This window comes from Lachnoclostridium sp., assembly GCF_031997925.1.
Classification (GTDB): Bacteria; Bacillota; Clostridia; order Lachnospirales; family Lachnospiraceae; genus Lachnoclostridium.
Genome location: NZ_DAMADT010000027.1, coordinates 1 through 15,133 on the forward strand (window position 1 = coordinate 1; position 15,133 = coordinate 15,133).

A 15,133-nucleotide genomic window follows, 5' to 3' on the forward strand; every position below is an offset into this window, starting at 1 on the left:
AAATATCCGTGTGAAGCTTTAGAATTTCTTAGGCAGCGTCTTTTGGTGCCTTAGAAATTCTCTTCACACTTCACATAATCTTACCGTTTCACCAGCCCTAATTTCTACTGCTACGGCATCATTTACAGATAACCATACCGATGTTGCGGATGGATTATACACAAGATCACCCTTTGCTGTAAATTGGAGTCTCTCTGCTGCTTCTAAATAATCTACGATCTCTATATTGGTAGCATACCAAATATCATCACGATGTCCAACAAGCTTACAAAACTCCTCCATTACCTCCCAGTTGTTGTGATTGGTAAATTCATAGCTATGCCCCCATACATACATCATATACAGGTATTGTTTCTTAGATAGGCTTATAAATTCTTCACCAAGCTTTAGTAGGTCATGATTATGGTGGCAAGTCGCCTTCCATTCATAGAAATCGGTTGGTAAATTAAAGTCATCACTATTCCCTACAATTCTTGAATACCTGATTCCAAGCCCAGGTAATAATTCTTTAATTCGTTTATCATAAGATCCATTTGGATAAGATAACCCTCTAACCGGATATTCAACCAAACTTTCAAGCCCTTTGCGATCTTCGAATATTTGTTCAATAATCATGGAGGAAGGACATCTAGAAATCGTTGGATGAGTAAATGTATGTGCAGCTACTTCATGCCCTTGATAAATTTCATTAATTTCTTCTTTATTTATACGCTCTGGCTGATCCATTAGTCCAAAATTCAGATGAAAGGTTCCTTTCACCCCAAATTCATTAAAGATGGCTAATAATCTCCTATCCTCTTGTTTCCCATCATCATAGCTCATGGTCAAAACTTTATGTTTCCCCCCTGGAAAACAGGTATATACTTTATTCATTATGAGCCCTCCTATGTACGTTTGTAGTTTATCATATCATTATCTAAATTTTTTTACAATTAAAAAGTGCCTAGTAAAAGCGGATATTCGCAATCCGCTTACGCTACCAGCTCTACCTCATTGCCACTATGTGGCATTTTTAATACAGTCAAGTCCCCCGCTAATTGAAGCGGAATACTTCCCTTTGGGATTAAATTCAAAAAGCCGCCACCAAAGAATCTAGGGAAGGAACCCTAACCCGGTTGGTTAGGTTCCTAGTCGCTTGATTCTTTCAGCAACAGCTTTCATGTTTCCTATCAAATGTATAAATAACATTACTCTTTAATTGCACCGATATTAACACCCTTAACAAAGTACTTCTGACAGAAAGGATAGATAATCATGAAAGGTAAAATCGCTACGATAACGGCTGCACTAAACATTGTATTCTGAGAAATATTCTCGGTTGTGTTTGGTGTATCACCATCCATAATTAAGTTACGTAGTTTCTGCTGGAAGTTATATAAACTACTTTTCTGGATATAAATCTTAAAGTTTGTATAGTCATTCCAAAATGTAACAGAGAACATCAAGCCGATGGATGCAAGCGCTGCTTTGGAAAGTGGAAGTACTATTTTAAAGAATGTACCCATTGGAGAACAACCATCAATAGACGCTGCTTCAAACAGTCCTTTTGGTATACCTTCAAAGAAGTTACGCATTAAAACAAGGTTATAAACGTTGATACCTAATGGTAAGATTACTGCCCATAAAGTATCAAGTAATCCTAACTTAGACATAACTAAGAAGGAAGGAACCATACCACCATTAAAGATCATAGTGAATAATAATAGAAATGAGAATAAATTTCTACCTGGCATTTCAAATTGAATTAATACATATGCACCTAATGTTGAAAGTGTTAAACCAAGAAATGTACCAGCAATAGTTGTAATACAAGATATTAAAAATGGTTTATATAAGGACTCATAAGTAAAGATAACTTTATAACCTGCTAACCCAAACTCTTTTGGCCATAATCGCATACCATAAGTTGTTTGCATATCAAGAGAGTCTACAAAAACCTTCCATAATGGTACAAGAATAAATAAAGATACTAGAATAAAGAGTAAACCATTGAAAATAGGAAAGAGTTTGATTTTTTTACGTGCTTTTTTATTAGAATTCATCGTCTACCCCTCCTATACTATACCGCGTCCGCGGACTTTTTTACTTGCGTAATTACACATTAATACAAGCACGCAACCTACAACAGAACTCATCAAACCTACCGCTGTTGTATAACCATAGTTTGGAATACCACCACCGAATGTCTGACGATATACATAGGTTTGTATAACGTCGGAAACTGCATAGACTGCAGGGTTATACATAACGAAGACTGATTCAAAGAGGTTCATAATCTTTGCTAAGTTAAGAATTAATACTGTAATAATTGTATTTGCTAAGCTTGGTAATGTGATGAAACGCATCTGATTCCAACGATTTGCACCATCGATCTGAGCAGCTTCATATAACTCTGGGCTAATACCTGATAATGTAGCAAGATAGATGATAGTACCCCAACCGGTATCTTTCCATATATTAACAATATAATAAACTGGCCGCCACCATTTTTCTTCCGCCAGGAAGTATATCATTTGGTCTTTGTTTATAACACCAAGATTAACTAAAAGTGAATTTACAAGACCTTCGTTGGAAGGAGAAAGAATTAAGCGGAATACAGATGCTGTTACTACCCATGACATAAAGTGTGGTAAGTAGATAAGCGTCTGAACAGCCTTCTTTGCTTTCAAATTCTTAATTTCATTCAATAACAGAGAGATAATAACTGCCATGAAAGTATTTAATAACAACTTAATGATACTTAATTCAAAGGTATTCGTAAATGCACGGATGAAATCTTGCTTCTTTAATAATTTTTCAAAATGTTTTAATCCTACAAATACAGGCTCTTGTGCCATCTTATAGTCGTAAAATGCGTACTTAATGAAGTACATTGGTAAGTAGTTAAATAATGCTATAAATACTAATACTGGAGCAAACATTACATAGAACCATCTGTGGTTGTAAATTCTTAAGCCTAACGGTTTTTTGCTACCTGGTACTTTTTGTCCTCGTTTAATGCTCATCGAAGCACTTCCTTTCATAAATTAGAATTTCCTCTCACGAGCATCTCTCGTGATAAGGAGGGGCCGAACCTTATCTTTTGTTCAAACCCCTCTTTATTAACAACAACTTATTTTAGTTATTTCAACTAAGATTATTTGTTTAAAGAATCTAAAATTTCCTGTACCATATCAGCAGACTGGCTTGTGTATTCATTCATACCGTCTTCAACACTCATACTGCCAGTTACAACCTTAGTTATAATCTGAGTACGAATATCCCAAAGGTCAGCATTATACTCATTGATAGTATCATTACTTACAACCATTTTAGCTGGAACTGCCCAACTGTTGAACTTATCTGCAGAATCTTTAGCAACTTCATTTAAAGCACCAGCGCCTGGATCAGCATTGTCTACGTATGTTGCAAAGCTTAACATTGGGTCAAGGTGATTCTTAGTTAATAATGTATCTGGCTTCTCTAAAGAAGCTAAGAAGTGGAATTGGCCTTCTGTAAAAGTAACCTCTTTATCAGCTGATAACTTAATTGTCTCAGCCTTATCATCCCAGTGAACACCCTTAACACCATAAGTCCAAAGTGTCTGAACAGCACCACCATCTAACATTGGCTCAAGGAAGTATTTGAAGATACCAGCAGGATTTTCAGCCTTATTTGTAATACACCAAGCTGGAGCCTGTCTTTCAATATAGCTACCCATTTCAGCGATTGGAGGAAGAACAACTAATTCGCCATCCTTACCACTGCTTTCAAGGTTGTTCTTTAAGTTAGAAGCCCATGTACCAGCCCAGTATGTGAATACACCGAACTTATCATCAAAGAACTTATTACGACAGTCTTTTGTACCATTTGTAATGGATTCTTTATCAATATATCCAGCAGAGTAAGCATCTTTTAATCTCTGAAGAGCTGCTTTCATAGCATCTGTAGAGAAACCATCAATCCACTTACCGCTATTATCTTGCATGAAATCTGGATAAGCATCCTGATAAAACTCTGGTAAATAGTTAACATAAGGAGCTTCAACACCGACAAGACCAGCTGCAGAAACACCATATGTGTTAGTTGGGTCACCACTATCGTTCATATCAGATTCAGTAAATACCTTTAACATGTTAAGGTACTCATCATAATTTGTAGGAACAGATAAACCAGCTTTATCTAACCAAGCTTGTTTAACATAAGTAACACATCCGTTACCTCTTGCTGGTGTAAAGCCATAAAGCTTTCCATCAACTTTAACTGCTTCCATTGCATCTACATTTGTGATTCTACCAGAAGCTTTTAATTCTGAATTATCCCAGTACTCTGTGATATCAGCTAAAAGACCTGCACTTGCATAGTTAGTATAGTAGGAACCACCTAAAAGAACAACATCTGGCCAGTTACTTCCTGCAAATGTAAGACCTACAGCATCATAGTAACCAGAGTGATCTGGCTGTGTAAACTGAATATCAAGACCAAGTTCAGCCTCAAGTGCTGATTCGAACTGAGCACGTCCGTTAGGCTCTGTAAATACAGTACCATCCATCATTACTGTAATTACTGATGGCTTCTCAACTTCAGAAACTGGAGTTTCTGGAGTAGTAGTTGCTTCACCATTGTTTTGTGCACCTTCTGTTGGAGCTGTTGTTGGTTCTGTCTTTGGTTCATCTTTCTTGCTTCCACAAGCTGTTAAGCTAAATACAAGAGCAAGACTTAAACCAAGTGATAAGAATTTCTGTGTAGACTTTCTCATCTAAATACCCTCCTTTATTGAATCAATTATAATATTGTAGGAAGTATTAAAAATTTGTAGTTTTCATTCCTATTATGTAACTTTACTACAAATCTTTATACTTTATGTCAATCTACAAAAACTATTGTTAGGTTTTAAAAACTAAATTTGATTTTAGTAACCTGTTGTTTAGTTTTGTTCGAATTGACATCTACATACTAACATGCTTTGTACTTTTTTAACAAGAAGCAATATTTATTATTACTGTGCAATTTTTAAGCTAGCTCTCAAAGCCTTGAATTTACTGGGTTTCTTAAGATATGAATTCATTTTTTTAGTGCTTGTATGCGCTTTCATTATTTTCCAAACTAAAAATATGTCCTTATTGCTTGCAAATAATGCACCACTTTGATATAATTTTTACACAATGTTTTGTTTGCTTTTACTAAATAATAGAAGGAATATCATATGAAAATTAAGTTTATTAAAAACAACACAAATAATAATAAAAGATTTTTGATACGATTTGTAACCTCTTACAGCATATTGCTGATAATTGTTCTTATTATGGGCATGTTTTTGTATCAATACGGAATAACGGATGCAACCAATAACCTGCATAAACAGAACAAGGCGGTTTTAGACAATTCCGTATCAGATATGGATGAATCCTTAAAGCTTATACAATCGCTTTCCACTCAGATTGCGAATGATTCTAATATAAGGAAGGTTCTTCAATATGATTCCAAATCTATGGATTTCTACCACGATGCGAAAGAAGCCATGAATTTTTTAACCGACTTTATTCCGTTAGAAAATGCACTACCTATCGATGAAAATTGTGGATATTACATATATCTACCTAAATTAGATTATTTAATGTCATCTAGTATGTTAACAGATACATGGTATTACTATAAACATTATAAAGCATATAACGATAACGAAACTATCTATGACGATTGGAAGACAATGCTTTCTTCCTATAATAATTTTTTTCAATTGTTGTCGAATGAAAGCTATAAAGAAAATGGCTTTACTCCTTATATTTATAAGACACCAGTACAAACAGCTTTATCAACGAATAAACCACTTGGTATTATATGTTTTGAAATTAATCGTAATAAATTGAATAATATATTCTCAAATCTTGACTTCTTTCGAAGCGGATTCTTATATGTTACTGATACTGATAATAATGAAGTTTTCCGTATCACTTCAGATCATAGTCCAGAGTTAACCGAGGATTTACTAAACAATATTATCACTTCTATGCAAGAGAATCCAGATCAAGAATATAAGGAATTAAAATTAGAGAAAGATACCGTTGTTGTTACAACTTCTGTCTCTCAAGTTAATCAATGGAGATATTATTTAGTACAACCTGCTGACCTAGTATTTCATGATTTAGGAACCTATCAGAATACTTATATCCTCATTATTATATTAACATTGCTTTTCTGTTTAATTATGATTTTTATTTTATCAAAAAAGAATATTAAACCTATCATTGCTATCGATACGGAATTACAAGATTCCTTGAAAGAGAAAAAAAATCTTAAACAAGAATTAGAGGAACAAAGACCTATCATTTACAACTCTTATATGGCAAGAATTATGAAAGGTCTTATCTCAAATCAAGAAGAATATAATAAAATTTCCGAATTCTTAGATTTAAAAATAGGTGATTTTCGTTATAGTGTTCTTTATGCTTGTATTTATCAGGATCAATTAGAGATATATGTTGAGGACCAGACGAATAATGCGGATGCCGAGTGGAATCAAAAGCAATATAAAGATTTGATTAGGACGTATTTCTATAAATACTTTGGTGATGATATTCTCATCTATGAATCAGAAGTTAATGCATTTGCCATCATGCTTCCATCCCCTATGGATGAGCCTATCGAAGAGAGTATAGCAAATGTTGAAAGCTCCTTTATAGAACTTCATAATAGCTTAATGAAAGAACACTCTATCTGGATTTATGGTGGATTAGGAAATCGTAACAGTTACGCTCCATATTTATGGAAATCATACCAACAAGCAATACAAGCTGCTTCTTATGTTCGTGAAGGTAATGTGTTCCAAAGTTATCGTGATATCAAACGAGATAAAACATCTTATTACTATCCTTTCGAAATGGCTCAGCAGTTATCAAACTTTATTACTACTGGAAATACAAAGCAAGTTCAGGAAATTTTTCACCTAATACGTTGGGAAAATTTCGAATGTAGATCGCTACCTATTACGGTAGTAAAATGGTTACTTTCTGATATAAGAAACACCTTATTAAAGGTACGATTTCAAGTTAGTGTTTCCGATGAGAATCGTGAAGTGATTGAATCTATAGAGTCATCTTTTCAGGATAATAAGACAATTTCTGTTTTAGAGGATATTGCATTAAACTTATGTAGCTTATTTGAGCCAAAAGCGGATGGAAATAAGCTGATTCATACAATTAAAGCTTATATCAAGGAAAATTATAAGGACTCTTCTTTGAGCCTTAAGAAAATTTCAGATGAGTTCGATATATCAGAAAGCTATTTTTCCTATTTATTTAAAGCAGAAACAAAACAAAATTTTTCAGAGTACTTGGAATTAATTCGTATGACACAAGCAATGAACTTATTAAAGACTACAGATATCAATGTCAGTGACCTTTATTTAGAGACTGGCTATAATAATGCAAACTCATTTCGTAGAGCATTTAAAAAAGTACATGGGGTTGCACCGAAAACCATTCGAGATAGCATGTCAAATCATGATAACGAGTAGATTACAAAGGAGAATGTATATGAATCAAACAATATTCTGGGCCGGTGACTCCACCGTAAAACAAAATGACTTCACAAGTTTTCCTCAGACCGGAGTTGGTCAAGGACTACCTCTCTACCTTAAAAAAGGGGTTCAAATTAAAAATTATGCTCAAAATGGCCGAAGTACTAAAAGTTTTATTGCGGAAGGCCGCTTGCGAGCAATCGAAAACTCCATAAAAGAAGATGATTTTTTATTGATACAGTTTGGACATAATGATGAGAAACCTGACGAAGAACGTCATACAGAACCATTCACTACTTTTCAGGAGAACTTAAAACAATATATAAAGGTAGCAATCGACCATAAGGCACATCCAATCCTTATTACACCACTCTATCGACGTCTCTTTAAGGAAGATGGTCAGTTGGTAGAATGTACACATCTTGATTATCCGGAAGCAATGATTGCACTTGGAAATGAACTTAAGATACCTGTGATTGACCTATGTGCAATCAGCAAAGAATTGATACAAAGGACTGGGAATGAGAGATCAAGAAAATGGTTTATGCATTTAGAACCAATGGAATATCCGAATTACCCTGAGGGAAAGAACGATAATACCCATCTTAAATACGATGGTGCCGTAACTTTTGCTGGAATCATCGCGGAAGAATTACGTAAACTTGGCGAAAGATATGCCGATCTATTACTCCCTATTGATGGAGAAAAAGAGGATGTTGCGTTATTAATTGATTAGTTTTTATATGATAACAAAAGAATTTCTTATGTAAGTTTTTTGTCATCTATCCTATTAGATTTGAGGCTCTGTATTCAAAGTGTTTGGGTAAAGTTCAATGGGACTTGCCAAAATACTAGGTACAGAGCTTTTTATATAACTGATAGGTTAAATGACAGAAAGCTTTTCAGTTTATAGGAAGCTGCGCTGGCAATCACCTATAAATGAAAAGCTTTCTGAATAAATATTGCTAGTTGTTTCGATGATTACTCTTCTACCAGGTTATCAATGTTACTTAATAAGAATTTCTCACCTTCACAACCTTCTATAGTCACATTCTTTAATTCTAATGTCTTTAAATTGTTCGCAAATAATCCAAGTAAACTAGTTTCATCTGCACCATCCATCATTGCTGGTACTGATTTTATAGGATTTTCAGCAAATGATACGTTTACATTTTCAAAGGTTACCTTCTCTATTTTTTGTTCTGGCAGTCCATACATATAGGATGCTGCTGCATGACAGTTTGTACAATCCAAATTACGGAAGGTTAACTCACCAATATGAGGTGTTCTATCATCTACCGCAAAAGGATTTTTACTTTGAACATATTCAGAATGACCATCTGGATCACAGAAATAAAAACAATTAATAACTACAGGAGTCATTACATGATCCATACGAATATTTTCAAATAATACACCATCGATAATTGCATCCTTACCACGGCCACGTCTTGTCTTAATACGAAGGCCTCTGTCTGTATGGATAAAGAGACATTCACGAACTGTTAAATTCTTAACTCCTCCTGCCATCTCGCTTCCTATTGTAATGGAACCATGTCCATCTCGCATACAGCATTGACGAATTTCTAAATTTTCAGACGGACGTTTATGCTTTGCTCCCATATATATCTTTCCAGATTTAATCGCAATACAATCATCACCTAAGGAAAAATACACTCCAACAATTAAGACATTCTTACAGGACTCTGGATCAAGTCCATCGGTATTTGGAGAATCTTTTGGATTAAGTATGGTAAGGTCAACAAACTTAAGATCATCTGAAAAATAAGGATGGATATTCCAACATGGACTATTCTTAACCGTAATACCCTGTACCGTAACATTATTACAATGATTTAAGAAAATAAGTCTTGGTCTCCAAGCGATATTCCTTACTTTCGGATTATTCCACCAATTTGTTTCATCAGCGCATCCATCGATTGTTCCTTCACCAGTAATTTCAACATTAGATACATTGATACCAGTTATGATACCAGCAAAAGAATCGAGTGGATTGCCTTCCCAGCTTCCTAAATTATACTCCTCTGTTTCATCGAAACTTTCAATTCTGCCAGGAAGGATTGGAAATTTGGAACGATCTGTAAATGCGGATAATACAGCACCTTTCGCTAATTCAAGACGCAGGTCACTCTTTAAAAATAATGTCGAAATCTTATAACAGCCTTCAGGAATCAACACCCTTCCATCCTTTGGACAAGAATTAATAGCACACTGTATCATTGTGGTGTCATCATGAACACCATTACCTTTGGCACCAAACTCTTTTACATTGAGTGTAACAAATTCATAATCTGTTTTTATCACTACTACTTCAGAAGTTTCTGAATCATTTTTTACATAAATGCTGTACTCAGTATCTGGTTTTAAATTAGGAATAGATTGTACCACCTTTTTGCTTTTTGCATATAAACTATTATTTACATAGATTTCATACTCTTCATTGGTATAATATAATCCTTGATCTATTATTTCAATCACTGCTGTTCTAGCAGTTTTTAATATCACATTAAACTTCATTTTAACTCCCATCTGCGTATTTTAGACGCATGTAAATCATGAGGAAACCTAACCTCAATTCCGATATTAGCGCGTTTCCAAAAGAAAGGAATACGCCATCATAAAGATGCCCATCATTTTTATCTTATCAAAGAATACTTGACCTGATGTAATTACTGTTTGTTTTTGATGAGAAACAAATTTCTCCATTGCAGCATGAAAAAGATTAGCACCTGTTGCTTCATACTTTTCTGCTAACAATATCTTATTGTGACATGCCTTCAACATAGCGTAGGAAGTAAAAATAGTATTTTCTACAGCTTCACTACTATCTACATCGTTATCACCAAGTAATAATTTTTGTTCCTTAGCATGTGCTAGTATCTCTTTTATCGTTGTTTTAGTTAGATTTAATAGCGTAAAATAATGTTCATAAATCTCTTCCGACATTCCAGAAAAACAATCTACCAATAAAGTAGCTTTTTTACTATCATTCGGGAATTGATTGATAACATGAAATTGTTCCATAATTTCAAGGTAGTGTTCCTTCTTATTATATATAGTATCGTAGAGTGTATAAAAAGGTTGAACCATATAAATATCTAATAAATTTTTCTCCTCCTTACCAAACATTGGATTACCTTGATAATTTGAAGAAAATGTACTACCAAGCTCCTCTAATGCTTTCTCGTAACAAGTTTCCCCTGTTTGATTCCGTAAGAAGAAAAGAAGCATACCAAAATGATAATTATCAATATTCAAATCGTTTTTATAATTCTCTTTTAGAGCACCTTCTTCTGTAATTCGCTGATTTGCATATGTTTTCAAAATTTCGATATAGCACTCTTCCTTCGTCTTTTGATACATGCCCATACAACCTTGTAGGAATAGGCTTACTTCATAGCCCTTTAGATTACAAATCTCGCTTCGAAACTCTGCTAAATAATCCTGAAAGAATTGATCCAAATTCATATATGTTACCGGTACCTTTCTCATTTCATCGACAAACTGATTCGATTACATAAACTTTTCTAAAAAAATGCCTGCGATCATAGACAACTACCTAAAACCGCAGGCGTTACAAGAAATATTGTATTCGTCTTATCTTAAGTCTTTCAAATCACAAGCATCCATATCATCGAAGTCTTGATTTTCACCAACCATACCCCAGATAAAGGTATAGGCTTTTGTACCACAACCAGAGTGGATGGACCAGCTTGGAGAAATAACAGCTTGCTCATTTCTCATTACGATATGTCTTGTTTCTGTTGGCTCACCCATGTAATGGAATACCATATCATTTTCTTGCATATCAAAATATAAATAAACTTCCATTCTACGATCATGAGTATGGCAAGGCATTGTATTCCATACACTACCTGGCTTTAACTGTGTCATACCCATTACAAGCTGACAACTCTCCACCTGGCCTGGAAGGATGTATTTACAGATTACACGGTGATTGGAGCCTTCTAAGGATCCAAGTTCCACATTAACACAATTTTCTGGTTTGATTAATACAGTTGGATAAGTAGTATGAGCTGGTGCACTGTTGATATAGAATTTTGCAGGATTTGTAGCATCCACACTTGCAAAAGAAATATCTTTTGCTCCCATACCAATGTACATACCATCTTTATGCTCTAACTCATTTACAGTACCATCGATTGTAATAGTACCTTTACCACCGATATTAATGATTCCCATCTCTCTTCTTTGAAGGAAATATTCTGCACGTAATTCATCACCAGCGGTTAATTTTAACTCCTGATTTACTGGTACAGCGGAACCTGTAATAATACGGTCAATATGACTGTAAACAAGTTTAATTTCATTTACTTTAAATAAATCATCAATCAAAAATTCTTCGCGAAGACGATCTGTTGTGTAGTGTTTTACATCCTTTGGAGATGCTGCTGTTCTAAGTTCCATAGTTTTACCTTCTTTCTGCGCTGTCTCTCTAATCAAAGCAGATATTCGCAATTCGCTTACGCTACTTTTTTAGATATTTGAACGAATAATCGCTTTCCTATGCAAGTTTTAACTACAGCGCTGAATTAAACTTGCATATTTCTCATTTTCTTCAATCCGCAAATCAGTATGTAATAGATTTGCCTAGTATGATTGAATAATTGTTACATCGTAATTTTAAAAAGATGAATCCTATTTTACATGTTTATAATAAAAAAACATCTTTTTCTAAATATCACATATGGGTATTGTTCTTAACGACACAATACCCATAGCTATTACATTATTTCAATTATCTCTGAACACGACCTGAACCGTCTCCGCCTACTAAAGCGTCAACTTCGGAACGAGTTACAAGGTTGAAGTCTCCAGGAATTGTGTGCTTTAATGCAGAAGCTGCAACACCATATTCAAGAGCAGACTTAAAGTCCTTATTATCAACAAATCCACAGATTACACCAGCTGCGAAAGAGTCACCACCACCTACACGGTCAACGATTGGTGTTACTCTGTACTTTCTGGAATGATAGAACTCACCTGTCTCACCATTGTAGATACAAGCAGACCAACCATTATCGGATGCAGAGTAACTTTCTCTTAAGGAAGATACTACATACTTAAAGTTAAACTTAGCAACCATTTGCTTGAAGATATCTTCATAACCAGCTAACTCTAAGTCACCGCTTGTTACGTCTGTATTACCTGGCTTGAATCCAAGAACTTTTTCAGCATCTTCTTCATTACCGATACATACATCAACATATTGCATTAAGTTAGTCATAATTTTCTGAGCCTTTTCAGAGGACCATAACTTTTTACGGAAGTTTAAGTCAACGGAAACTGTAATTCCCTTAGCTTTTGCTGCCTTAAGAGCTGCCTCAGTTACCTCAGCTGCCTTATCAGATACCGCTGGAGTAATTCCTGTAAAGTGGAACCAGTCAGCACCTTCAAAGATTTTATCAAAATCGAAATCAGCAACATCTGCTTCTGCAATTGCAGAATGAGCACGATCATAAACTACCTTGGAAGCTCTCATCGCTGCACCAGTCTCAAGGAAGTAAATACCAAGTCTATCTCCACCATGAGCGATGTTTTTTGTATCAACACCCATTTTATTTAAAGCTGCTACTGCACAATCACCAATTTCGTTCTTTGGTACCTTTGTTACGAAAGATGACTCATGTCCGTAATTTGCTAAAGAAACTGCAACGTTAGCTTCTCCACCACCGTAGCAAACATCAAAACTGTCTGCCTGAATAAATTTCTGATATCCTGGAGTAGATAATCTTAACATAATTTCGCCCATTGTTACTACTTTTGCCATTGTTTTATATCTCCTTTATGTTCAATAGTTTCTCTATTTGCGCAAGCGCCGCGCATTGCTACTTACCTAACTATTGTAACCTGTACAGAAGGTAAGTGCAACCTTTGAGGGAAAAGTTATTTTTATTTTTAATAACTTTCCTAAAGGCCTCAAACAATTAACCAATAAGCTAATTGTGAATTGAGCAATTAATACTTTTAATTTTACCACATCTTTGGTAGTAAAACCACGTGTAAATATATACTATTTTCTAAAGTGTTACACCTGTCTTGAAAATAGCCATATCATGAAATCCTGCTTCTTCGGACTTCACTTTCTTACCAGAAGCAACCGCAAGAACATATTGGAATAACTCTTCTCCTAAAATGTCAAGTGTTTTACCTTCTACTAAAGTACCACAGTTAAAATCAATCCAATTATTCTTCTTCATTGCTAATGGTGTATTGGTAGATATCTTCATAGTTGGTACTGGAGAAGCAAATGGTGTTCCTCTACCAGTTGTAAAGAGTACCATATGTGCACCAGATGCTGCTAGAGCAGTAGATGCAACTAAATCATTACCAGGAGCACTTAATAAGTTTAATCCCTTAGTCTTAACAATTTCACCATACTTTAAGACATCCTTAACAGGTGCAGAGCCAGACTTTTGAGTACATCCTAAAGACTTATCTTCTAATGTTGAGATACCACCCTTTTTGTTACCAGGACTAGGATTTTCGTATATTGTTTGATTATGACTCTTAAAGTAGTTTTTGAAATCATTAATCATATCTACTGTTTTTTCAAACAACTCCTCGTTATCACAACGAGCCATCAGAAGGGTTTCTGCACCAAACATCTCTGGAACTTCGGTTAATACTGTTGTTCCACCCTGAGATATTAAGAGATCAGAGAAAACACCTACGGTTGGATTTGCAGTAATACCAGACATACCATCGGAACCACCGCACTTCATACCAATCACTAATTCATCTGCACTGATTGGCTCACGTTCAAACTTTGCTGCATAAGATATTAATTGTTCGATAAGCTCTTCTGCAACTTCCATCTCATCCTCAACATCTTGACATTGTAGGAATTTAATTCTGTTTTCATCGTATTCCCCAATGTACTTCTTTAGTTCAGCGATATTCGTGTTCTCACATCCAAGACCAAGTACTAACACTGCAGCTGCATTTGGATGATTGATCAAATCAGCTAAGATTAGTCTTGTATTTTCTTGGTCATCACCCATCTGTGAACAACCATAAGGATGTGGGAATGCAATAATGTCTTCAACACTACCGGTAAGTTTTTCTTTAAACTGTTTTTCCATTGCTTCTGCAATTTTGTTTACACAGCCTACGGTTGGAATAATCCAGACTTCATTACGAATACCAACTTTACCGTTCTCTCTTCTGTATCCCATAAAAGTAGCTTTTTCACGAGGCATTAATTGGTTAACATCTGGTTCATAACTATAGGTTAATAATTCACCTAAGTTAGTCTTTACATTCTGAGTATGAACCCATGCTCCCATTTCTGCTGATTGTGTTAGATGACCTATTGGGAAACCATATTTAATAACATTCTCACCTTCGTTTAAGTTAGTTAAAGTGAATTTATGTCCACGAGGAATGTCTTCGATTAACGTAACAGCTACCCCATCAACCTCTAAGGTCATACCCTTAGCTAAGTCACTAAGAGCAACTGCTACATTATCTTTGCTATTTATTTTTACGAATTCTTGCATAAAAATCCCCCTTCCGCTCTCCTTGTGCCACCACCCTACGAATTTGGGTGGTAGTACAAGTTTGCTAAGTGTATTGTTTTGCAACTCACTT

The 15,133-nt window shown here is 35.0% G+C and carries 11 protein-coding genes; 2 read left to right on the top strand and 9 right to left on the bottom strand.

The features are described from left to right. Positions 1–63: 63 nt before the first annotated feature. The 4 genes from RTP52_RS15275 to RTP52_RS15290 form a co-directional block, all read right to left on the bottom strand. Entirely contained in the window at positions 64–873 is an 810-nt protein-coding gene (locus RTP52_RS15275; protein WP_312372306.1) for a polysaccharide deacetylase family protein, read from the bottom strand. Positions 874–1,187: 314 nt separating this feature from the next. Then, positions 1,188–2,042 (bottom strand): carbohydrate ABC transporter permease, encoded by an 855-nt coding sequence (locus RTP52_RS15280; protein ID WP_312372307.1) that lies wholly within the window; start codon positions 2,040–2,042, stop codon positions 1,188–1,190. Between the two features lie 12 nt (positions 2,043–2,054). Next, a complete protein-coding gene (locus RTP52_RS15285; protein ID WP_312372309.1) occupies positions 2,055–3,005 on the bottom strand; it encodes an ABC transporter permease in 951 nt (316 codons plus the stop codon). Between the two features lie 131 nt (positions 3,006–3,136). Next, entirely contained in the window at positions 3,137–4,738 is a 1,602-nt protein-coding gene (locus RTP52_RS15290) for an extracellular solute-binding protein (protein ID WP_312372311.1), read from the bottom strand. 447 nt (positions 4,739–5,185) lie between these two features. Between RTP52_RS15290 and RTP52_RS15295 the strand changes: the two genes are divergently transcribed. Next, a complete protein-coding gene (locus RTP52_RS15295) occupies positions 5,186–7,495 on the top strand; it encodes a helix-turn-helix domain-containing protein (RefSeq protein ID WP_312372312.1) in 2,310 nt (769 codons plus the stop codon). A 19-nt stretch (positions 7,496–7,514) separates the two neighbouring features. Further along, the gene (locus tag RTP52_RS15300) at positions 7,515–8,234 is read left to right on the top strand and encodes a rhamnogalacturonan acetylesterase (RefSeq protein ID WP_312372313.1); all 720 of its coding nucleotides are present in this window, start codon (positions 7,515–7,517) and stop codon (positions 8,232–8,234) included. Between the two features lie 245 nt (positions 8,235–8,479). Here the strand turns inward: RTP52_RS15300 and RTP52_RS15305 are convergent, their stop codons facing one another. The 5 genes from RTP52_RS15305 to RTP52_RS15325 form a co-directional block, all read right to left on the bottom strand. Next, positions 8,480–10,036 carry a glycoside hydrolase family 28 protein gene (locus RTP52_RS15305; RefSeq protein ID WP_312372314.1) on the bottom strand — a complete coding sequence of 519 codons (1,557 nt, stop codon included), beginning with the start codon at positions 10,034–10,036 and terminating at the stop codon, positions 8,480–8,482. Between the two features lie 66 nt (positions 10,037–10,102). Next, positions 10,103–11,011 (bottom strand): glycoside hydrolase family 88 protein, encoded by a 909-nt coding sequence (locus RTP52_RS15310; protein ID WP_312372315.1) that lies wholly within the window; start codon positions 11,009–11,011, stop codon positions 10,103–10,105. A gap of 105 nt (positions 11,012–11,116) precedes the next feature. Next, positions 11,117–11,947 (bottom strand): 5-dehydro-4-deoxy-D-glucuronate isomerase, encoded by an 831-nt coding sequence (gene kduI / locus RTP52_RS15315; protein ID WP_312372317.1) that lies wholly within the window; start codon positions 11,945–11,947, stop codon positions 11,117–11,119. 331 nt (positions 11,948–12,278) lie between these two features. After that, entirely contained in the window at positions 12,279–13,310 is a 1,032-nt protein-coding gene (locus RTP52_RS15320; protein ID WP_312100093.1) for a sugar kinase, read from the bottom strand. A 250-nt stretch (positions 13,311–13,560) separates the two neighbouring features. Then, complete coding sequence (locus tag RTP52_RS15325) at positions 13,561–15,042, bottom strand: UxaA family hydrolase (RefSeq protein WP_312372319.1); 1,482 nt, start codon at positions 15,040–15,042, stop codon at positions 13,561–13,563. Between the last annotated feature and the right edge of the window lie 91 nt (positions 15,043–15,133).